Annotated in this window: 18 protein-coding genes; 13 read left to right on the top strand and 5 right to left on the bottom strand. The window is 59.9% G+C overall.

Annotated features, from left to right (window positions below):
- Window positions 1–12 precede the first annotated feature (12 nt).
- The 7 genes from ATHL_RS16105 to ATHL_RS16075 all read left to right on the top strand — a co-directional run bounded on the left by ATHL_RS16105 (window position 13) and on the right by ATHL_RS16075 (window position 7,598).
- A complete protein-coding gene (locus ATHL_RS16105) occupies window positions 13–1,665 on the top strand; it encodes a R3H domain-containing nucleic acid-binding protein (RefSeq protein ID WP_062195911.1) in 1,653 nt (550 codons plus the stop codon).
- Window positions 1,666–1,748: 83 nt separating this feature from the next.
- The gene (tmk, locus tag ATHL_RS16100; protein WP_062195909.1) at window positions 1,749–2,366 is read left to right on the top strand and encodes a dTMP kinase; all 618 of its coding nucleotides are present in this window, start codon (window positions 1,749–1,751) and stop codon (window positions 2,364–2,366) included.
- Window positions 2,367–2,379: 13 nt separating this feature from the next.
- A complete protein-coding gene (locus ATHL_RS19405) occupies window positions 2,380–3,648 on the top strand; it encodes a peptidylprolyl isomerase (protein WP_236822414.1) in 1,269 nt (422 codons plus the stop codon).
- Between the two features lie 145 nt (window positions 3,649–3,793).
- Window positions 3,794–4,993 (top strand): peptidylprolyl isomerase, encoded by a 1,200-nt coding sequence (locus tag ATHL_RS19005; protein WP_162787771.1) that lies wholly within the window; start codon window positions 3,794–3,796, stop codon window positions 4,991–4,993.
- Window positions 4,994–6,223, top strand: coding sequence for a PrsW family glutamic-type intramembrane protease (locus tag ATHL_RS16085; protein ID WP_062195908.1), 1,230 nt, complete (start codon window positions 4,994–4,996; stop codon window positions 6,221–6,223). It abuts the gene before it with no gap.
- A gap of 22 nt (window positions 6,224–6,245) precedes the next feature.
- Complete coding sequence (locus ATHL_RS16080) at window positions 6,246–6,911, top strand: DedA family protein (RefSeq protein WP_062195906.1); 666 nt, start codon at window positions 6,246–6,248, stop codon at window positions 6,909–6,911.
- A 12-nt stretch (window positions 6,912–6,923) separates the two neighbouring features.
- Entirely contained in the window at window positions 6,924–7,598 is a 675-nt protein-coding gene (locus ATHL_RS16075) for a lysophospholipid acyltransferase family protein (RefSeq protein ID WP_062195904.1), read from the top strand.
- 42 nt (window positions 7,599–7,640) lie between these two features.
- Here the strand turns inward: ATHL_RS16075 and ATHL_RS16070 are convergent, their stop codons facing one another.
- On the bottom strand, window positions 7,641–8,123 hold the full coding sequence (locus ATHL_RS16070; protein WP_062195902.1) for an HIT family protein: 483 nt from the start codon (window positions 8,121–8,123) through the stop codon (window positions 7,641–7,643).
- Window positions 8,124–8,258: 135 nt separating this feature from the next.
- On the opposite strand from ATHL_RS16070, the gene xseA reads away from it, so the two are divergent.
- The 6 genes from xseA (at window position 8,259) to ATHL_RS16040 (ending at window position 14,126) form a co-directional block, all read left to right on the top strand.
- Window positions 8,259–9,488, top strand: a complete 1,230-nt coding sequence (xseA, locus tag ATHL_RS16065) for an exodeoxyribonuclease VII large subunit (RefSeq protein WP_062195901.1) — start codon at window positions 8,259–8,261, stop codon at window positions 9,486–9,488.
- On the top strand, window positions 9,485–9,712 hold the full coding sequence (locus tag ATHL_RS16060) for an exodeoxyribonuclease VII small subunit (protein ID WP_084001616.1): 228 nt from the start codon (window positions 9,485–9,487) through the stop codon (window positions 9,710–9,712). Before xseA ends, ATHL_RS16060 begins: the two co-directional genes overlap by 4 nt.
- Window positions 9,709–10,164, top strand: coding sequence for a divergent PAP2 family protein (locus ATHL_RS16055; RefSeq protein ID WP_062195899.1), 456 nt, complete (start codon window positions 9,709–9,711; stop codon window positions 10,162–10,164). The genes ATHL_RS16060 and ATHL_RS16055 overlap by 4 nt, the downstream gene beginning before the upstream one ends.
- A 128-nt stretch (window positions 10,165–10,292) precedes the next feature.
- Entirely contained in the window at window positions 10,293–11,618 is a 1,326-nt protein-coding gene (locus ATHL_RS16050) for an MFS transporter (protein ID WP_062195898.1), read from the top strand.
- A gap of 130 nt (window positions 11,619–11,748) precedes the next feature.
- Window positions 11,749–13,098 (top strand): lysine 2,3-aminomutase, encoded by a 1,350-nt coding sequence (kamA, locus tag ATHL_RS16045; RefSeq protein ID WP_062195896.1) that lies wholly within the window; start codon window positions 11,749–11,751, stop codon window positions 13,096–13,098.
- A 68-nt stretch (window positions 13,099–13,166) separates the two neighbouring features.
- Entirely contained in the window at window positions 13,167–14,126 is a 960-nt protein-coding gene (locus ATHL_RS16040; RefSeq protein ID WP_062195894.1) for an aldo/keto reductase, read from the top strand.
- Between the two features lie 109 nt (window positions 14,127–14,235).
- On the opposite strand, the gene ATHL_RS16035 is transcribed toward ATHL_RS16040, so the two are convergent.
- The 4 genes from ATHL_RS16035 to nifJ form a co-directional block, all read right to left on the bottom strand.
- Complete coding sequence (locus ATHL_RS16035; protein WP_162787770.1) at window positions 14,236–15,969, bottom strand: putative ABC transporter permease subunit; 1,734 nt, start codon at window positions 15,967–15,969, stop codon at window positions 14,236–14,238.
- A gap of 11 nt (window positions 15,970–15,980) precedes the next feature.
- A complete protein-coding gene (locus tag ATHL_RS16030) occupies window positions 15,981–16,751 on the bottom strand; it encodes an ABC transporter ATP-binding protein (protein ID WP_062195890.1) in 771 nt (256 codons plus the stop codon).
- A 167-nt stretch (window positions 16,752–16,918) separates the two neighbouring features.
- The gene (locus ATHL_RS16025) at window positions 16,919–17,926 is read right to left on the bottom strand and encodes a dihydroorotate dehydrogenase-like protein (RefSeq protein ID WP_062195889.1); all 1,008 of its coding nucleotides are present in this window, start codon (window positions 17,924–17,926) and stop codon (window positions 16,919–16,921) included.
- Window positions 17,927–18,004: 78 nt separating this feature from the next.
- Window positions 18,005–21,580, bottom strand: a complete 3,576-nt coding sequence (gene nifJ / locus ATHL_RS16020; protein ID WP_062195886.1) for a pyruvate:ferredoxin (flavodoxin) oxidoreductase — start codon at window positions 21,578–21,580, stop codon at window positions 18,005–18,007.
- Window positions 21,581–21,854: the final 274 nt, after the last annotated feature.

The raw sequence follows: 21,854 nt of genomic DNA, 5'->3' as shown, positions 1-21,854 counted from the left end.
AGACAGAAACTTATGACTCAACGACGAATAACCGATGACCTGCAAGCCCTGCTGGGGGTACTGCCCCCAAAAATCGCGCAGGCGGTCATCCAGGCAAACGATAGCGATCATCTCTTAGAGATTGTCCTCGATCTGGGGCGTCGCCCGATGGTGCGCTTCACTTCCGGTGAACACGAGCTTCTCCAGGAAGAAGTGACCCATGCTGAGATCGAGTACGTGGTGTCGCGCATTGGTGAATTCGATGCCGATAACCGCGCCGGGCTGGAGCGAACCCTTCACCGCATCTCGGCCATCCGCAACCGGCGCGGGCATATTGTGGGCCTCACCTGCCGGGTGGGGCGTGCCGTCTATGGCACGATTGACATCATTCAAGACCTGATCGAATCCGGCAAGAGCATCCTCATTCTGGGGCGCCCGGGCATCGGGAAGACCACCATGCTGCGCGAAGCGGCGCGTATTCTGGCCGAGAAAAAACGGGTGATCATCGTAGATACCTCCAACGAAATCGGCGGAGATGGCGATGTCCCCCACCCGGCCGTGGGCCGCGCCCGCCGGATGCAGGTGGCCAAACCTTCTCTGCAACACGAGGTGATGATCGAAGCGGTTGAGAACCACAACCCCGAAGTGATCGTCATCGACGAGATCGGACGCGAACTGGAAGCCGCCGCCGCACGCACCATTGCCGAACGCGGCGTGCAACTCATCGGCACAGCGCACGGCCGCACCCTCGAGAACCTGCTCCTCAACCCCACCCTCTCAGACCTGGTGGGGGGGATTGAGGCCGTGACGCTCTCAGATGACGAAGCCCGCCGCCGCGGCACCCAGAAGACCGTTCTCGAACGCCGGGCCCCGCCCACCTTTGACGTGCTCATCGAAATTCAGGAACGCGACCGGCTGGCCATCCATGCCGATGTGGCCGCCGCGGTAGACGCTCTGGTGCGCAGTTACCCGCTCCCGCCGGAGATCCGCTACCGCGACGAGAACGGCGAAATTCACATCGAAAAAGCCCCGCCCACCACAGTACGCCCCGTGGGAATGGGCATGGCCAGCAGCGCACCCGCCCCGCTGGGGGGTATGCGCCGTTCCAGCGGCGTTGAACAGCCCACTCAGCCCCGCCCCGCCGCGGAACAACCCCTCCGCTCGGCCAACGGCCTGAACCTTGAGCTGCCCGCCGCCAGCGCCCAGCCCGGAGCTCCCCTCCAGCCGGTGCACATTTACCCCTACGGTGTGGCCCGCAACCGCCTGCAACAGAGCGCCAAGCGGCTTGGCGTGCCGGCAATTGTGGTGCGAGAACTCTCCGAAGCCGAGGCGCTCATCACCCTGCGCACCTATTACCGCGGACGCCAGCAAACCATCCTGGAGGCTGAACAACGCGGTCTGCCCATTTACGTGCTCCGCGCCAACACCAACAGTCAGATCGAACAGATGCTCGCCGAGCTCTTCAACCTCACGTACCACCCCTCCGCGCTGGACAACTGGGAAGAAACCGCCATGCAAACCCAGCGCGCCATTCAACTGGTGATGAACGGCGAACGGTATGTAGACCTGGCCCCCGCCTCAGCCGCCATCCGGCGCATGCAGCACGAAATGGCCCGCCAGGCCGACCTCACCTCGCACTCCTACGGCAAAGAACCCAACCGCAGGGTGCGGATTTACCGCGAATGACTCTCCCCTGCAGCCGGAAAGGTTTTTCCGGCTGCAGGATTTTGAAGCCCTGTTTTCGGTCACGTCCAACGGAACCCCAACCCATGTTCATCACTTTTGAAGGCCCGGAAGGCAGCGGAAAGACCACCCAGATCAGAGCATTACAGGCCCACCTGCAATCTCTGGGTGTGAGGGTGTGCACCACTCGCGAGCCCGGCGGCACAACCATCAGCGATCAGATACGCGCCATTCTCACCAGCCTGGAAAACACCGCCATGCACCCCCGCACCGAAATCCTTCTCTTCCTGGCGGCCCGCGCCCAGCTGGTGGAAGAGGTGATCCGCCCGCAGTTGCGTGCGGGAAACGTGGTAATCTCTGATCGCTATGCCGATTCCACCCTCGCTTACCAGGGGTATGGTCACGGCTACGACCTCGACCGCCTGCGCCTGTTGCTCGAATTTGCCACCGATGGCCTCTGGCCCGATCTCACCCTCCTGCTGGATATCGACCCCGCCATCGGGCTGGCGCGAAAACGGCACGGCGGCGAATGGAACCGTCTGGATGCTTACGCCGAAGCCTTTCACCATCGGGTGCGCACCGGGTACCTGGAACTGGCCGCGCGCGACCCGCAACGCTGGGTGATCATTGACGCATCGCGCCCCTGCGAGGAAGTCCAGGCGGCCATCCGCCGGGCCGTGCTCGCTCGATTGCAACCATCCTGAAGAAGTTGAGGCGATGATCACGGGGGGTGGAGTGTTCCCGGTAACCTTTTTCAAACGTTGTTTCCACTGGATGTGGAGCTTTGCCATCCCCCTGCTGGCGGCCTGCGCCCCGTTGACTTCGCCGCAAAATTCCATCACCCCCACCCCTCCGCTCCGCCTCGCCATCACCGCGTTGCCCGCCGAAATGACCTGCGTGGTGGTTTCTGCCCGTGCTGACCCTGAAACCACCGAACCTTCTCTCTTCCCCCCGCCTTCCCCCGAAGATTGGTCTCTTGGCCCCGCGGATGCTCCCGTAACCTTCGTGGAATACACCGACTACACCACTGAAGCCAGTGCCATCCTTCACCGCAGCCTTTCCCACCTGCTCCAGAAATATCCCACCCGGGTCAGGCGGGTCTTTCGCCACTACCCCCTGCCCGGCAACGATCAGTCTCTGCTGGCCGCCGCTGCCGCCGAAGCCGCCGGACAACAGGGGCATTTCTGGGAAATGAACGCGCTTCTGCTGGAAAACCAGCCAGCATGGGTGGGCCTTTCGACAGAAGATTTCCGCTCCTGGCTGACGGATCAGGTGCAGGGCATGGGTCTCGACGTGGCTCGCTTCGTTGCCACCCTTGAAGACACCGCCGTAGAGCAAAAGCTTCTGCGCGCCCGTCAGTTCGGAATCGAGACCGGCATTCCCCTCATGCCGTGGTTGCTGGTCAACGGGAAGATCTACCAGGGGCCGCGTGACGAACGCTCACTGGATCAGCTGGTACGCCTGCTTCTGCTTGAAGAGCGCCAGTTCGAGGCCTGCCCGCCTTTTATCATCGACCCGCAGAAGCGGTATTTTGCCCGCCTGCAAACCGCACAGGGAGAAATCACCCTCGAGCTCTTCCCCCGGCAGGCCCCGCTGGCAGTGAATAATTTCGTCTTCCTGGCACGCCAGGGTTGGTTTGATGGATTGACTTTTCACCGGGTGGTAGCCGGCCTGCTGGCTCAGAGTGGCGACCCCTCCGCCACCGGCCTCGGCGGCCCGGGCTATGCCTTCCCCGACGACGTCAACGACCTGCGTTTCGACCGCCCCGGAAGGCTGGCCATGGCCAGCCCCGGCCCCAACAGCAACGGCAGTCAGTTCTTCATCACCATGCGCCAGGCGTCTGAGCTGGATGGCCGCTATGTCATCTTCGGGCAGGTGCTGGAAGGCATGGACGTGCTCCATCGCCTCACCCCGCGCGACCCTTCCGCCGCCGATGCGTTACCCGACGGCGATACTCTGCAAACCGTGGTCATCGAAGAACGATGAACAGAGAGAAAGCTGGCTTAAACAAAATTAAGATTTCTCTGTTAGAATCCCCAGCGGGGATGTACAGGATGGATCCGTTTGGCTTTTGCGGTGTCTTTCCTGCCGCAACTTTCCCGCATTTCGAAACTCAGGAGATGACCACCGCATGATCAAGCGCGTTCTCTTTTTAACCTTCATCCTTGCTTTCCTGCTGACGGCCTGCCAGCCGCAGAAGAGCACCGGCCAGCCCGTCAGCGGGCCGCCGATGGAAGGCTGTTCCGTCACGCCTCTGCTCCCCACCCCCGACCCCACCCTGCAGGCGAAAATCCCCCCCGTGCAGGCCGATGACCATACCCGCGGGCCAAAAAATGCCCCCATTACCATCATCGAATACAGCGACTTCCAGTGCCCGTACTGCGCCATGGTGGCGCCGGTGATGGAACAGCTTGCCGCACGCTACCCGGATGATCTGCTCATCGTCAACCGTCATTTTCCGTTAAGCACCCATCCCAACTCGTTGCTCATGGCCTACGCCAGCGAAGCCGCCGCCCTGCAGGGCAAGTTTTACGAGATGGAAAAAGTGATCTTCGCCAGCCAGGATCAATGGGCCGGCAGTGACGCTGAAACCGCCCGCAAATGGGTGATCGACCAGGCAGGCGCCCTTGGGCTCGACACAACCCGGTTCGAAACCGACCTCGACAGCCAGAAGGTCAAAGACCGGGTACAGCGCAACCTCGACGAAGCAACCGCCGCCCAGCTCCCGGGCACGCCTTTCCTGTTCATCAACGGCCTGCCTTACCAGTCAGACATGAGCCTGGATGGGCTGACCGGCATTGTAGAACTGTTCAAACTGGAAAAGCGCCAGTACACCGCCTGCCCGCCCATGGTCATCGACCCCAAGAAGCAATACGAAGCCAGCTTTGAGACCAGCAAAGGCGCATTCACCGTAAAACTTTATGCCGATAAAGCCCCGCTGGCCGTGAATAGCTTCGTCTTCCTGGCGCGCGAGGGCTGGTTCAACAACGTTCCCTTCCACCGCGTGCTGCCCGGCTTCGTGGCTCAGGCCGGAGACCCCTCTGGAAGTGGTTATGGCGGGCCGGGATATTTCTTCAAGAATGAAAACACCGAGGCCAAATTTGACCGCGAAGGGCTGATGGCCATGGCCAATGCCGGGCCCGACACCAACGGCAGCCAGTTTTTCATCACCTATGCCCCGGCAGACAACCTCAACGGTGGGTACACCATCTTTGGCGAGGTCATCAACGGCATGGACGTGGTGAAAAACCTCACCCCGCGCGACCCGCAACAGGGCGGCAACCTGCCCCCCGCAGATAAGATCCTCACCGTGACCATCGTCGAGAAGTAAATGAACCCACCGGCCTCCCGTTTCCCCACAGGTTCGCTCCTCCAGGCGCTCGTCAGCGCCCTGGGGGTGGCGGCCTGCGCCGTGGGCGCCGGTTTCACCCTCGTCTCTGCGCTGATGCTCCTGGCCTCGGGCAACGCTCTCTATCGCGAGCAGGCCGGCATCCTCATCTCCCTCACCTGGACGTTAACCCTCCTCTCGCTGGTGGGGTTGCCATCTCTGGTACACGCCTCCCGTCAGATCGCAGGCCAGCCGCCAGCCAGCCATTCGGGGCAGTCTTCCCTGCGGCGCGCCAGCCTGGCCATGCTGCTCTGGCCTGTGGTGCTGGCAGCCGGGCAGGCCCTCTCTAAAAGCGGCGAGCTGGCCTGGATCTTTTTACCCCCCCTGCAGGCTCTGGCCGTGGGGTTGCCGCTCTGGTGGCTGGTAGAACTGGCACGCCACCACCTGCCGGACTTCAGTCCACAGCGCACCTGGGGCGTGCTTAATTTCAGCCTCTTCATCTCAACCCCGCTGGTCATCCTGGTGGAGGTGATCCTTGCCCTGTGCGTCCTGGCCGTGGGGGTATTTGTCATCAGCACTTCGCCCGAATTACAACAAGCCTTCGAAGCCTTCTCACGCCGGGTTCTCAATTCACTCTCCAACCCTGAGGCACTTCTGCGCCTCTACCGGCCCTTCCTGACCAACCCGTGGGTCATTTTTGCCCTGCTCGCCGGTCTGTGCGGGGTCATTCCGCTCATTGAAGAAGCCCTGAAACCTCTGGCCGTGTGGGCACTGGGAGCCCGGAAGCTGACCCCCGCCGGGGGCTTTGTGGTGGGGGCACTCTCAGGGGCAGGTTTTGCCCTGCTGGAGACGCTCTTCTCCCTCGTCTCCCCCCTCGGAGACGGCTGGCTCTGGCTGGCCATCGGTCGGGCAGGGACTGGCCTGCTGCACATCACCACCGCCGCATGGATGGGCTATGCTCTGGTATCAGCCTGGTCTGAAGGGCGCTTCCTCCGCCTCGGCCTGATCTATTTCGGCGTGGTTTGCCTCCACGGCCTGTGGAATGCCCTCAGCGTGCTCAACACCCTGGCCGCACTGGCTTCTCCCGGTGAAGCACCCGTCCTTCAATCCCTGGGACAACTGGCCCCTTATGGGCTGGGTCTGCTGGCCGGGCTTTGCTTCGTGCTTCTCCTGTCGTTCAATCGCTTCCTGCGGCGATCATTAAGCGTCACTATCCCTCCGCAGGCGGGTTAATTCATCCGATAAAGGTCATCCCATGGAAACACTTTTACAACTGATCCACTGGTTCATCGATTTTGTCCTTCACATGGACAAGCACCTGCCGCAGATCGTCAACGATATTGGCATCTGGGCCTATCTGGTGCTCTTCGTCATCATCTTCATCGAAACGGGGCTGGTGGTTACCCCCTTCCTTCCCGGCGATTCACTCCTCTTCGCCGCCGGGGCAGTCGCGGCCACCACCCACCTTTCTCCCTTTCCCATGTTCCTTTTACTGGCAGGGGCAGCCATTCTGGGAGACACCGCCAATTACTGGATCGGTCACTTCGTCGGACCGAAAGTCTTCACCCAGGAGTCGCGCTGGTTCAAGCGCGAATATCTGGAACGAACCCACGCCTTTTATGAGAAACACGGCGGGAAGACCATCTTCCTGGCGCGGTTTATCCCCATCATCCGCACCTTTGCCCCCTTTGTGGCGGGCATCGGGCGCATGAGCTACGGTTATTTCATCAGCTACAACGTCATCGGGGGCATCGTCTGGACGGGGCTTTTCATCGGCCTGGGGTATTTCTTCGGGAACCTGAGTTTCGTCAAAAACAATTTCTCTCTGGTGATCATCGCCATCATTCTGATCTCATTGATGCCGGCCGTTTTTGAGTTTGTCAAAGAGAAACTCAAAGCAAGGCCAGCGCCTGCTGAGTAGGTTTGAACCTTTATGCAACGAGAAACGCTTCGCCGCATTTTACACCGTCTGCTACACACCCTCAGCCGTCCTGTCTTTCTGGGGGTAGAAAACATCCCTCCCACCGGCGGGGTCATCATTGCCACCAACCACATGAGCCGCATCGATACCCTCATGCTGTTCATTAACCCCGTACGCACCGACATCACCGCCCTGGTGGCCGACAAATACAAACGCTATCCCTTTTTCAAATGGATTCTCGACACAGGGGGGATCATCTGGCTCGACCGCGAGAACGCCGATTTTGGCGCCATGCGCGCCGCCGTCGAGGCTCTGAAAAAGGGGCTGGCGCTGGGGATCGCCCCTGAAGGAACCCGCAGCCGGAATGCTCAACTTCAGGAGGGCAAACCGGGTACAGCGCTGGTGGCCTTACGCGCCAATGTGCCGATCGTTCCGGTGGGCATCGCCGGATCAGAAGTTTTCTTCGCCAGAGCGCTCACCCTGCGTTTTCCGAAGGTCACCCTGCGTTTTGGCCAGCCCTTCTGGCTGGAACCCCTCTCACGGGAAAACCGCAGCGAACAGTTGAAAGCGTACGCCGACGAGATCATGCTGCGCATCGCCGCCCTCCTGCCCGATTCTTACCACGGCTTTTACAGCGGCCATCCGCGCATCGCGCAGATCCGTGCCGAACAGGGCATCCACCTCTAAAAACAGAGCGGGAGGGGCGGCTATCACCCCTCCCGCTGACGTTCAGCGCGCCAATCGTTCTCGAATCCGGCGATAGGTGACCTCCAGCTCCTCCGGGAGGACACGGGTTTCGCCGATGGTGGACATAAAATTGGTATCTCCCGACCAGCGCGGCACAACATGCATGTGCACATGCCCGGCCACACCGGCACCGGCGGCCTTGCCGATGTTAGCACCGATGTTAAAAGCCTGAGGCTGGTAAAGATCACGCAGGAGAACCATCATTTCGGCCATGAGGTCCATTAATTCGGCCCGCGCTTCAGGAGTCAGGGCCTCAATCGAATCGACATGGGCATAAGGCACCACCATAATATGCCCTGTGGTATAGGGATACCGGTTCAGGATGACAAAAGCATGATTGCGACGAAGAACAATGAGATTCTCAGGGCCATCTTCTTCGCGGAGGGCTTTGCAAAAGATACAATCTTGCACTGGGTCCGGGTTCATCATATATTTCATGCGCCATGGAGACCATAACGTTTCCATTCGAGGCTACATCCTCTCTTTAATTTGAGATCATTCGACCAACCCTCACGCCAATTGTAGCATACAATTGAATTTGAATTGACAGCTTGAAGCAGGGCTGGTATCTTAATACCGCACAAGGAGCCGCACCGCCTCTTGGAAACCCTACCCTTATTTCCTCCCCCCTCGCTTACCGTCAGCCGACTGACGCGTTACCTGCGTGACCTGCTGGAAGGCGACGAGCTTCTGCAGGATGTATGGGTGCAGGGCGAGATTTCCAATTACACCCGCGCCACGTCGGGGCATATCTACCTAACCCTCAAGGATGCCGAGGCGGCTCTGCGCTGTGTCATCTGGCGCACCACCGCCGCGCATCTTCCCATCGCCTTACAGAGCGGGATGGCCATCGAAGCACACGGGGCGATCAGCGTGTACGAGCGCGATGGCGCTTACCAGCTCTACATTGATGCTGTACGGCCAGCCGGTGAGGGGGCCCTTTTCCAGGCTTTCCTGCGCCTTAAGGCTCGCCTCGAAGCCGAGGGGCTCTTCGATCCCGCCCGCAAGCGGAAGATTCCCCCCTTTCCCCGCCGCATTGGGCTGGTTACATCGCCCACTGGCGCCGCCCTTCAGGACATGCTCAATATCCTGCGGCACCGGTACCCCCTGGCCGAGGTCTTGCTGGCCCCCACTTCGGTGCAGGGAGAAGAAGCCCCCGCCGAAATTGTGCGCGCCCTGAAGGCCCTGCAGCGCCTCGAAGAACAGCCGGATGTGATTCTGGTGGCACGCGGAGGCGGCTCTCTCGAAGACCTGTGGGCCTTCAACGATGAGCAGGTGGTACGCGCCATCGCCGCGTGCGCAGTGCCGGTGATCACCGGTGTGGGGCACGAAACCGATTTTACCCTGGCCGATTTTGCCGCTGACCTGCGTGCCCCCACCCCTACCGCCGCCGCCACGCTGGCCACCCCCGACCGCGCCGATTTGCGCATCGAGCTGGAACGCCAGCAGCGCCGCCTGGAAGGGGCCATGCGGCAACACCTGACGTGGGCGCGGGCAGCGTTGTCGCTCCACCGGGAACGCCTGCAACGCCGTTCACCCCTGGGCCTGGTGCGCGAAGAACGTCAGCGCCTCGATGCCCGTGGCGAACGGCTTGCACGTGCTCTCTACCGCCGTCTCGAACTTTCCCGGGCATCTCTGGCCGCGCACCGGGCACGCCTGCAATCTTTAAATCCCCTTTCAGTGCTTCAGCGCGGCTTTGCCGTCATTGAGCGCCCTACCGGCGAGCTGGTGACGCGCGCCGCCCAGGCCGCGCCCGGTGACGAGGTTCGTCTGCGCCTGGCCGATGGCACCCTGGAAGCCCAGATTCACCATGTGGAGATTCAACCGTGAGCGAACCCCTTGAGCCTGTGAATCAACTGAGTTATGAAGAAGCCATGCAGAAGCTGGAAGAGATCATTGCCACCCTCGAAGAAAACCCGGCTTCGCTGGAAGAGTCGCTCGCTCTGTTCGAGCGCGGCCAGACGCTCCTGCAACATTGCGCCGCCCTGCTCGATCAGGCTGAATTGCGCGTGCGGCAGGTGGTTGTGGAAGAAAACGATGAGGATTCTGGATGATGCTGGCTGAATTATTACGCAACCAGGTCCTCTGGACAACGATTGCCGCCTGGTTTCTGGCACAATTCCTCAAGCCGTTCCTGGAGTACCTGGAAACACGCCGGTGGTTGTGGGGACTGTGGTTCAGCTCAGGGGGAAACCCCAGTTCGCATTCAGCGCTGGTGGTGAGCGCCATGCTCGCCATTGGCCTTTTTGTGGGTTTCGACACCCCCCTGTTTGCGCTGGCGCTGGCGCTGGCGATGGTGGTGGTGTACGACGCCGCCGGGGTGCGCCGCGAAGCCGGGCGTCACGCTGAACGTATCAACCTGCTTTTCCAGGAGTTATTCAGCGGCCAGCCGATCAGCGAGCAACAACTTAAAGAAGTCATTGGCCACACCCCGCTGGAGGTGCTCTCCGGCGTCCTCCTCGGCTCGGCAACCGCGCTCGTCAGCTACGTGCTCTTTGGGCGGTAAACAAAGGGAGAAGCACCCCTCCGGGGGGAGAAAAATCACCCTCACCGGGCCAGGTTTTCTCGCACATAGTTAGTGTATTTTTCACACAATGGGTGTATAATGCCTCCCCAACGGAGGTAAAAGACGTCATGACCACTTTATTAACCTTTGACGAGGCGATTGAACACGCCGGGTTGGGTCGTTTCCAGCGTAAATTGATGATCATTTGCGGGCTTGGCTGGGCAGCAGACGCCATGGAAGTGCTGCTCATTTCTTTCGCCCTGCCCGCCATCGGAGAAGAATGGGGATTGAGCAACGCTCAGAAGGGCCTGCTGGGTACGGCTATCTTCCTGGGAATGCTGGCCGGCGCCTGGCTGTGGGGCCGCCTGAGCGATTTGATTGGACGAAAAATTGGTTTTATTTCCACTGTGGCCATCGATTCCATATTCGGGCTGGCTTCGGCCTTTGCCCCCAGCTTCGGGTGGCTGGTGGCACTGCGCGCGCTCACGGGCTTCGGTGTGGGGGGAACGCTCCCGGTCGATTACAGCATCTTCGCGGAATATCTGCCCGCCGAAAAACGCGGACGCTACCTGGTACTGCTGGAAGCCTTCTGGGCACTGGGGGCCGTCTTTGCCGCAGGGCTGGCCTGGCTCATCGTCCCTCACCTGGGGTGGCGCTGGCTGCTGGGCATTTCGGCCATTCCCGGCCTGATCATCTTCTTTATCCGCCGTTACATCCCCGAGTCGCCGCGCTACCTGATGATCAGCGGCAAGCCTGAGCAGGCCACCGCCGTTTTACGGCAGGTAGCGGCTGAAAATGGCCGTACCCTGGCCGACTTCACCCTGGCCCCGCCCCCCCAAACGGCCCCAGGCCGCCTCACCGACCTGCTTCATCCCCGCCTCCGGCGCACCTCGCTGTTGCTGTGGTTCATCTGGTTTGCCATTTCGCTGGGGTATTACGGGGTGTTCACCTGGTTGCCGGGGTTCTTCCGCGCCTCCGGCATGACGCTGCTGCCGGTGTACCAGAATGCTTTCATCCTGGCGCTGGCGCAGCTGCCGGGGTATTTCTCGGCCGCCTGGCTGGTAGAGCGCTGGGGGCGCCGCCGTACACTGGCTTTTTACCTGCTTGCCAGCGGCGTCTTCACCTACCTCTTTGCCGCCGCTACCTCCCTGAACTGGATCGTAGCCATGGGAATCTGGATGTCGTTCTTCACCCTGGGAGCATGGGGAGCACTGTATGCCTACACCCCTGAAGCCTACCCCACCAACCTGCGCGGGAGCGGCATGGGTGCGGCCAGCGGCTTCACCCGCATCGCTGGCGCCATCGCCCCCAGCCTGGGCGCGGTGCTTCTCGGTTCGGGGCTGGTACTGCCCCTCACAGTTTTTGCCATCAGCTACATCCTGGCCGGTGTTGCCGCCCTGCTTTTACCCCTCGAAACCCGCCGCGCACCCCTGGCCGATACGCTGTTGACCTGAAAGGTTTTGTCTCGTAGAATCAAGTTGAGCAGTTACCACACCGGGTTTTGCTACCGGTGAATATCAGGGCTGCATCCGTGCGGCCCTTTCTATCCACAGATTTTTCTGTGCGAAGATCTTACGAGGTGTTATGTCTCCAGTCAAATTCAAAGCCAACCAGCGCGCCCCTCTGTACCGCGATGTGCCGGATGAAAAATGGAACGACTGGCGCTGGCAATTGAGCAACCGCCTGAATACGGTAGAGGATTTTGAGAAAGTTCTCCCCCTCACCGAAAGCGAACGCAAAGCTCTCAATGCTCAGGGGCTGTTCCGCGTGGATATCACCCCCTACTTTATCTCGCTGATCAACCCCGAAGACCCCCACGATCCCATCCGCCTGCAGGTGGTGCCGCGCGCCGAAGAGATTGTCCCCTTCACCGGGATGATGGAAGATTCGCTGGCCGAAGACCGCCACTCGCCTGTGCCCGGCCTGGTGCATCGCTACCCCGACCGGGTGCTGATGCTGGTCACCACGCAGTGTGCTTCCTACTGCCGCTACTGCACCCGCTCCCGCATCGTTGGCGACCCCGGCGCCACCTTCTCGCGCGCCGAATTTGAAATGCAGCTCGAATACCTGCGCCGCACCCCACAGGTACGCGATGTGCTTCTCTCCGGTGGCGATCCGCTAACCCTGGCTCCCAAACTGCTCGAAGAGCTTTTGAGCCGCCTGCGTGAGATTGAGCATATCGAGATCATTCGCATCGGCAGCCGTGTGCCGGTCTTTTTACCCCAGCGGGTGACGCAGGAATTGTGCGACATGCTGGCCCGGTATCATCCCTTATGGATGAACATTCACGTCAACCATCCCAACGAAATCACCCAGGAACTGGCCGATGCCTGTGACCGGCTTACCCGCGCGGGTGTTCCTCTGGGCAACCAGAGCGTGCTGCTGGCCGGGGTGAACGATTGTGTGCACATCCAGCGCCGCCTGGTGCAAGACCTGGTGCGCATTCGCGTGCGCCCTTATTACCTCTACCAGTGCGACCTGGTCGAGGGAGCCGGGCACTTCCGCACCCCTGTGGCCAAAGGCATCGAAATTATCGAAGGGCTGCGCGGGCACACCTCAGGGTATGCGGTGCCCACCTATGTGGTAGATGCTCCCGGCGGCGGCGGGAAAATCCCGCTCATGCCCAACTACCTGGTGAGCATGTCTGATCATAAAATTGTCCTGCGCAATTACGAGGGGTTCATCACCACCTACGAAGAACCCATCGAATATCACCCTCACGATCCCAAAACCTGCCCCTATTGCCAGAACCCGCGCGTCGAACCTGGCCAGTCGGGCATCACCGGCCTGCTGGAGGGCGAAGCCATGTTCATCAAACCGGAGCACTTCGATGAACTCCACAATCGGGGCGGCGGAGTTCACCGCCTGCGCGCCAATGACGAAAAATGGAAGCCCCTGGGCATCGGAGATGTGCACCATCCTGATGAGCCATAACCCATCCTTCAACCGCGGGCCTCGTTGAGGGTCTGCCGATTCATACCAACCCATTTCTGGAGGAAACCATGCACTACCGTCGATTGGGCCGTTCGGGCCTCAAAGTCAGTGAAATTTCTCTCGGCGCCTGGGTAACCTTTGGCAACCAGGTGGACGAAAAACTTGCCGACGAACTCATCCATGCCGCCTATGACCAGGGCGTGAATTTCTTCGATAACGCCGATATGTACGCCAACGGGCAGGCTGAGACGCTGATGGGCAAAGCCATCCGCGACCTGCCCCGCGAAGCCCTGGTCATCTCCAGCAAGGTATTCTGGCCCACCATGCCCGGCCCCAATGGAAGGGGGCTTTCACGCAAACACGTCACCGAGTCGATTCACGCCTCACTCCGGCGCCTGCAAACTGATTACGTCGACCTCTACTTCTGCCACCGTTTTGATCCCGACACCCCGGTCGAAGAAGTGGTCTACACCATGAATGACCTGATCCATCAGGGCAAAGTTCTGTACTGGGGCACCTCTGAATGGGAACCGCACCAGATCATGGAAGCCATCGGAGTGGCCCGCGCCAATCACCTCATCGGCCCCACCATGGAACAACCCCAGTACAATATGTTCCACCGCAAACGGGTAGAGAACTTCCTCGCTCCGGTCTGCCGCGAACAGGGCATCGGCCTGACTACCTTCAGCCCGCTGTATTACGGCATCCTCTCCGGGAAGTACAACGACGGCATCCCCGAAGGCAGTCGCGCCTCGCTTGAAAGCATGGCCTGGATGCGCGACCGTATCACCCCCGAACGGATCCAGATCGTGCGCCAGCTCACCGCTCTGGCCGGTGAGATCGGCGCAACCACCTCTCAGCTGGCCATCGCCTGGGTACTGCGCCGCAAAGAAGTCTCCTCGGTCATCACCGGCGCCTCCAGTCTGGAACAGCTCGATGAAAACCTGCAGGCCGCCGACCTCGTCGAACGCCTTACCGACGATGTGTTAGAAACCATCGAGCAGATCATCGGCAACTTCCCCGAATAGAGAAGCAAGCAGGCGCCGGGCTGGTCAGAGAGACCCCCGGCAAACCAAAACCGGGAGAATGTGGCTCACCCATCCACCTTCTCCCGGCGTCTTTTTCTGCCCTGGGCCGTCATTCTCCCAGCCGGGGGATGCGGCGGATCAACCACGGGCGCGGCACAACCACCAGCATCACCGCCAGCGTTCCACCCAGCACCAGCCCTGCCAGCTGCCCCGCCAGGGTGGGGAATTTCAGAAGATTGGCCAGAAAAACCGGGCCAATAAAAAGCCCAAAACACACGGGTAAATAAGCAAACCCGATGAGCGAGCCCAGGCACCCGACGGTATTGGTCTGCCGCGGATCTTCCCAGTCAAACTTTGAACGGGGTACCCCCAGCGCCATGAACAACCCCACCAGACCGGCTGAGGCCAGGGCAACCGCAAACAGACTGATGACCATGGTCAGGGGCGGGCTTCCCTTGAGCAACTGCAGAGCCATCAGGTACACCCCGCTCACCCCCAGGGTGGGCAGGTAAGCCACCAGAAATTTGGCCGTGAGCAATTGTCCCGGGCTGAGCGGCGACGACTTAATCACCCAGTACGACTTTCCCTCCATCGAAATGCTCGGCCCGGCCAGGTTCACCGCCAGCATCCATCCCAGCAAAAGCGCCAGGGCCACATCGCCGTAAAGCAGAATCCCGCGTAGCATTTCCGTCACAAAGGCGGGAGCGTTCCCCTCTCCCTCGATTCCTCGCCCTTCAGGGCGCAGCAGGCCGATGGCGTACACCACTCCCACAATCAGCGGGGTGATCAGGCGCGAGAGGTTGCGCAAATCTCGCCGGTATGAGAGCCAGTCTTTCACCAGAATGGCGCGGACATACGCCGGGATCATCCTGCCCAGTCTCTGCGTCAGCCGTCCACGCTCCCCTGCCGCCGACTGTTCCGAAGCCGACGGAAGCCTGCGGCGCCGGTTGTTCTGCATCCTCGACCATCCGGTAAAATACAACCGTTCGCTCAACCTCAGCGCCGTGAAAAACACCCCGCCGGTGACCAGCATTGCCGCCGTCAACCACCCCCCTGCCTCAGGCCAGTTTCCCTTTCCCAGTGCAATCAGCCCGTGTCCGGCCCATGCCAGCGGTGACCACGGCTGATCGAAGCGCTCCACCACCCTCAGCAGAGAGTGCATCTGCTCAGGATTGAGCTCAAAATTATAGTAGCGCGACCCCTGCGAGAACGCGAACACTGCCGTCCCTACCACAAAACCGAGCACCTCAGCCAGACGCCGCGCGGGGACAAAGCGCGCCGCAACCATCACCAGCAGGCCAGCCAGAGAAGCCGCCGCCAGGGTGAGCATCACCAGCATGAGCACCGTTAAAGGGTAGAAAAGGAAATGATACCCGCCTGAAGCCCCCAGCCCAAAAAGCAGCGGCAGGGTAAACAAACTCAGGATGCCGAAATTGGGCAGGATGGCCTGCACCAGCTTGGCAATGAACACCGCGCGAATGGGAATGGGCGCGCTCATCAGAAAATCCATATCTCCGGCCAGGTAAAGTGCCTGCAGGAGCACCCCAAACCCGGTGACTAAAATGCCCACCGCTGACGCACTCACCAGCATCACCGGGAAACCTTCCAGCACGGCGGTTAAATCTCCGGTAAGCCGGGCCAGTTCTGGAGAGCGCAGGAATTGAAGCAGGGAGATACTGATAAAAAGCACAGACCCCGAAAGCGCCAGCACACCCAAAACCCCAAGGATCAGGGCAATTTTGGTGCGTAATTTTGCCCGCCGAAAGCCATTCACCTGAATGAGCAAGCGCAGGCGCAGCAACTTCCAGACGCTCGCCCACAGGCCGGGCTCACGAAAGGGCATTCCCTGCTCATTCATTGAAGCACCTCGGCAATTTCGGCGTACTCCACGCCACCCGTAAGGCTGAGGAAGATATCTTCCAGGCTACTTTCTCCCTTCCCCAGCTGACGCAGTTCTTCCATGGTGCCCACGGCAATCAGCTTACCCTGGTTGATGATGCCGATGCGGTCGCACATCGCCTGGGCGATCTCTAAAATGTGGGTCGAGAGCATCACCGCCGCGCCCCGGTCGGCCATCTGCCGCAGAATATCCTTGATCAAACGCGCCGAACGGGGATCAAGCCCGACCGTTGGCTCATCCAGAATGAGCACCCGTGGGTCATGGACGAGCGCCGCCGCCAGCGAGGTCTTCTGTTTCATCCCATGACTGTACGAATCGATGGTGTCATTGGCGGCTTCGCTCAGACCAAAAAGCCGGAGCAGTTCTTCCGAACGGCGGGTAACCAGGGAGCTTTCCAGCCCGTAGAGGTCGCCCACAAAACGCAGTAATTCGCGCGGGGTCAACTTCGGGTAGAGGTTGGGTTCATCAGGCACATACCCGCAGGCAGCCTTGGCCTGCAGAGGTTGGCGGAGCACATCGTAACCCGCTACCTTCACCACCCCTGAGGTGGGCTGGAGCAACCCCACCAGTATCTTGATCGTGGTGGTCTTCCCGGCGCCATTCGGCCCCAGAAAACCAAAGATTTCTCCCCCTGAAACGCTGAAACTGACGTCATCGACGGCAGTCTTCTCACCGTAACGTTTGATCAGATGTTCCGTCTCGATAAGCGGATGGCCTGGAAACATGGATGGTAACCTCCCTGATACCCTCAATCCTTCCCCATTATAACAAGCAGATCTCACGGCTGGTCTCGCCTTGACCGATCTTTGACGTACTTTTCCCCCGCTCCTCACACACAGGATAAAAAAACCCGGGGCGTTTACCCCGGGTCAAACGCGATCCAGTGGTTTGTTTAATACAACTTTTTGTTATCGAAGCTCTGCAGGGCCTTCATGTAATTGGCACGCTCATAAGCGGCAGGTTCAGCGACGTTCTTCTGGCTCATCGAACCGTGCATCTGCTGAATGGATTCGTACTCATATTGCTCCATCCAGGCGGTCATCTCGCCGAGAATCTCACTGATGCGCCCGATGCCATTCTGCAACAGCTCTGAGGCCAGCATGGCCACATTCGCTCCGGCCATCATGGCCTTGAGCACATCCTGCCCGGTATGCACCCCTGAGGTGAGCGCAAAATCACACGCCACACGCCCGTAGAGAATGGCAATCCAGCGCAGGGGCAGGCGCAGCTCAGCCGACGTGCTCAATTGCAGATTGGGGGTCACTTCCAGGGTTTCAATATCCAGGTCAGGCTGCATGAAGCGGTTAAATAACACCAGCCCGTTGGCCCCGGCAGACGCCAGCTGTGCGGCCAGATTGGGCAAAGAAGTAAAGAAGGGGCTGAGCTTGACCGCCAGAGGAATCCTGACCTGTGCGCGCACGTTCCTGACCAGCTCGATATAATTCTGTTCCAGTTCCGCGCCAGTGATGGCCGGGTCGGTAACCAGGTAATAGACGTTCAATTCCAGGGCATCGGCGCCGGCTTCTTCGATCTTTCGGGCATATTCCACCCAGCCTCCGGTAGAGACTCCATTCAGGCTGCCGATCACCGGAATGCTGACCTTTTGTTTGGCTTTATGGATCAGCTCAAGGTAATCCTCAGGCCCGATATTGTAGCGCTCCAGGTCGGGGAAATAGGTGAGCGACTCGGCAAAGGTCTCGGTGCCCCGGTTGAGGAAGTGATCCAGCGCCAGACTCTCGTGGGTGATCTGCTCCTCGAAGAGCGAGTACATCACCACTGCCGAGGCGCCGGCTTCTTCAAGGCGCTGGATGCCCTCCAGCTTCTTTGAAATGGGGGAGGCCGAAGCCACCACCGGGTTTTTCAACTGCAAACCGAGGTATGTTGTCGTCAAATCTGGCATAAAGGGCCTCCTTTCAAGCAATGCCGCCGGGCTCCACTGTTCCAGCAGTGGATAGTGGAGCCCGGGCTTCAAATCTGGTTACTCTTCTTTATCGTGGCCGTTGTACTGGATGGCGGCCATTTGTTTATAGAGGTTCCAGCGCTTGCGCACGTCCTCGCGCGCTTCCTTCAAGAGCTGTTCAGCGCGGGCTTCATCGGCCTGAACCAGCATCCGGTAACGCGTCTCATTATACGCGTATTCCTGGAGATCCACCGAGGGATCTTTCGAGTCGATGATCAGCGGGTTCTTCCCCTCCTCAATGAGCATCGGGTTGTAGCGGTAAAGCGGCCAGATACCCGAATTGACCGCCAGCTTCTGCTGATCGAGGCCCTTGCGCATATCGATGCCGTGAGCAATGCAGTGGCTGTAGGCAATGATCAGCGACGGCCCTTCATACGCGTCCGCTTCGAGGAAGGCGCGCAGAGTCTGCTGGTCAGAAGCGCCCATGGCCACGCGCGCCACGTAAACATAGCCGTAGGCCATGGCAATCATCCCCAGGTCTTTCTTGGGCAAACCCTTGCCCTTGGCGGCGAATTTGGCCACCGCCGCGCGCGGGGTGGACTTGGAAGCCTGACCACCCGTGTTGGAGTAGACCTCGGTGTCGAGCACCAGCACGTTCACGTTCCGCCCCGAAGCCAGCACATGATCAAGGCCGCCATAACCAATGTCGTAGGCCCAGCCATCCCCACCGACGATCCACACGCTCTTGCGCACCAGGTAATCGGCCACTGCCGCAAGGCTAATGGCGCGCGGGTCTTTAACGCTCTTGAGCGCTTCTTTGAGGGCAGCCACGCGCTCGCGCTGTTCGCGGATTCCGGGTTCAGTGCTCTGGTCTGCGTTGAGCAGGCCATCCACAAGCTGGCTGCCCAGCTGCGGCGCCAGGGCGAGCAGCAGTTCGCGGGCATATTCACCGAGCTTGTCAAGCGTGAGACGGAAGCCCAGGCCAAATTCGGCGTTGTCTTCGAAGAGCGAGTTCGCCCAGGCCGGGCCGCGGCCTTCGGCGTTCTTCGCCCACGGGGTGGTGGGCAGGTTTCCACCGTAAATCGAGGAACACCCCGTCGCATTGGCAATGACCGTGCGGTCCCCAAAGAGCTGAGAGAGCAGTTTGAGGTAAGGAGTTTCACCACAGCCAGCACAGGCACCCGAGAACTCGAAGAGCGGGCGCAGCAGCTGAGCATTTTTCACCGTCGAGACGGAGATCTTCCCCGGTTCAATATCGGGCAGGGTGAGGAAGAAGTTCCAGTTTTCGCGTTCCTGCTCCCGCACCGGCGGCTGAGGGATCATATTGAGCGCCTTGCGCCCAACCTGCGTCTTATCTTTCGCCGGGCAGGCTTCCACGCACAGCGCACAACCCGTGCAGTCCTCAGGGGCCACCTGGATGGTGTAACGGGTGCCGGGAAGCTCGCGGAACTTGGCCTCGGTAGACTTGAAGGTGGCTGGCGCCCCTTCCAGCAGGGCCGGATCGTAAACCTTCATGCGAATGACCGCATGGGGGCAGACCATGACACACTTACCGCACTGAATGCAGATGTTCGGATCCCACTCAGGGATTTCCAGTGCAATGTTGCGCTTCTCGTACTGAGCTGTGGCCGTGGGGAAGGTGCCATCCACCGGCATCGCCGAAACAGGCAGGTTATCACCCTCAAAAACCATCATCGGGGCAAGCACTGCGCGCACGAATTCAGGCGCATCCGGCGCCACTGCCGGCCGGCGGCTGAAGGTAGAAGTCACCTGCGCCGGAACTTTCACCTCAAAGAGGTGTGCCAGGGTGCTATCCACCGCTTCAAAGTTCTTTTGCACCACAGCTTCGCCGCGTTTACCGTAGGTCTTCCTGATCGATTTCTTGATTTCCTCGATGGCCTGTTCGCGCGGTAGCACCCCGGAGATGGCAAAGAAGCAGGTCTGCATGATGGTGTTAATGCGCCCGCCCATGCCGGTCTTCTGCGCCACTTCGTAGGCGTCAATGACGTAGAAGCGCAGTTTCTTTTTGATAATATCTTTCTGAACCTCGCGCGGCAGATGATCCCAGACCTCATCCGGCCCGTAAATGCTGTTGAGCAGGAAGACCGCCCCCGGTTTGGCGTAGCGGGTAATGTCGAGCCGCTCCAGGAAGGAGAACTGGTGGCAGGCCACAAAATCGGCCTGGTCGATCAGATAAGGCGCGCGCTGCGGTTTGGGGCCAAAGCGCAGGTGCGAAATGGTCACCGACCCCGATTTCTTCGAGTCGTATACAAAATAGCCCTGCGCGTAGTTCTCGGTCTCTTCACCGATGATCTTGATGGAGTTCTTATTGGCCCCCACCGTACCATCGGAACCCAAACCAAAGAAGACGCACTGCACGGTGGTGGGATCGCTGATCGAGAAGGAAGGATCAAAGTCCAGGCTGTTGTGGGTCACATCATCCACAATACCCACCACAAAGTGGTTCCTGGGTTCAGCCTTCTTCATCTCATCGAAGACGGCCTTGACCATAGCCGGGGTGAACTCTTTGGAAGAAAGCCCGTAGCGCCCGCCGATCATCCGGGGCATCTGCTGGAAGGGCGCCTTGCCGTTGGCCAGGCCTTCGTTGATCGCAGCGACCACGTCGGTGTAGAGCGGTTCGCCCATCGCACCGGGTTCTTTCGTGCGGTCGAGCACTGCAATTGAACGCACCGTGGCCGGCAGCGCCTTGAGCAGATGATCTGCTGAGAAGGGGCGGTAAAGGTGCACGGTGATCACACCCACTTTTTCGCCCTGGCGATTGAGATAGAGCGCCGTCTCTTCGGCAGTCTCAGCGCCAGAGCCCATCACGATGATCACACGTTCAGCATCGGGCGCACCCGCATATTCAAACAGGTGATAGGCCCTGCCGGTCAGCCGGGCGAATTTATCCATCGTCTTCTGCACCACTTCGGGCGCCCGCATATAGAAGGGGTTGATCGTCTCGCGCGCCTGGAAATACACATCGGGGTTCTGCGCTGTGCCGCGGAGAACGGGGCGTTCGGGGTTGAGGGCGCGCGCGCGGTGCGCGGCCACCAGTTCTTCGTCAATCATGGCGCGCAAATCTTCCTCGCTGAGCTGTTCGATCTTTTGAACCTCGTGCGAGGTGCGGAAGCCGTCAAAGAAGTGCAGGAAGGGCACCCGCGCCTCAAGCGTGGCCGCATGGGCGATCAACGCCAGGTCGTGTGCTTCCTGAACTGAACGCGAAGCCAGCATGGCAAAGCCGGTGGAGCGGCAGGCCATCACGTCCGAATGATCCCCGAAGATGGAAAGCGCATGGGTTGCCAGTGTGCGGGCCGAAACATGGATCACCGCCGGGGTTAATTCACCGGCGATCTTGAACATGTTCGGGATCATCAATAAGAGGCCCTGCGAAGCCGTGAAAGTGGTCGTCAGGGCACCGGTCTGTAAAGCACCATGCACCGCACCTGCCGCGCCACCCTCCGATTGCATCTCGACCACCATTGGGACGGTGCCCCACAGATTGGGTACATTTTTGGCCGACCATTCGTCAGACCATTCGCCCATGGCAGAAGAGGGGGTGATCGGGTAAATGGCAATCACCTCGCTGAGACGGTAAGCCACATGGGCAACCGCCTCATTGCCGTCGATCGTAACATATTGGCGTGTACTCATGAAGAATACTCCTGTAACAAATTGAGTTCCATCTGCCGGTCATCCCGGCAAGATCCTTTGCCTGAGAAGCTTTTCTGGGTTAAGCTATGCTAATCTCAACCTATAGATTTTAGACCGGTTTCCCCGGGGAATGAAGTAATATTGGTCTTAAAATCCTGCGGACATTGTCATAACCGGGGAGAGCGCTTAAATAACGTGAGTTCGGGTTAGGCGGGCAAGGGCAGGCAATTGTCCAAGCCCAAAGAAGGTTTTGACGGTCGGCGGCAGTAAGCGA

It is taken from the genome of Anaerolinea thermolimosa (assembly GCF_001050195.2).
Taxonomy (GTDB): Bacteria; Chloroflexota; Anaerolineae; order Anaerolineales; family Anaerolineaceae; genus Anaerolinea; species Anaerolinea thermolimosa.
Note: the sequence above shows the minus strand (reverse complement) of the source record. Positions and strands in the feature narration are given on the sequence as shown.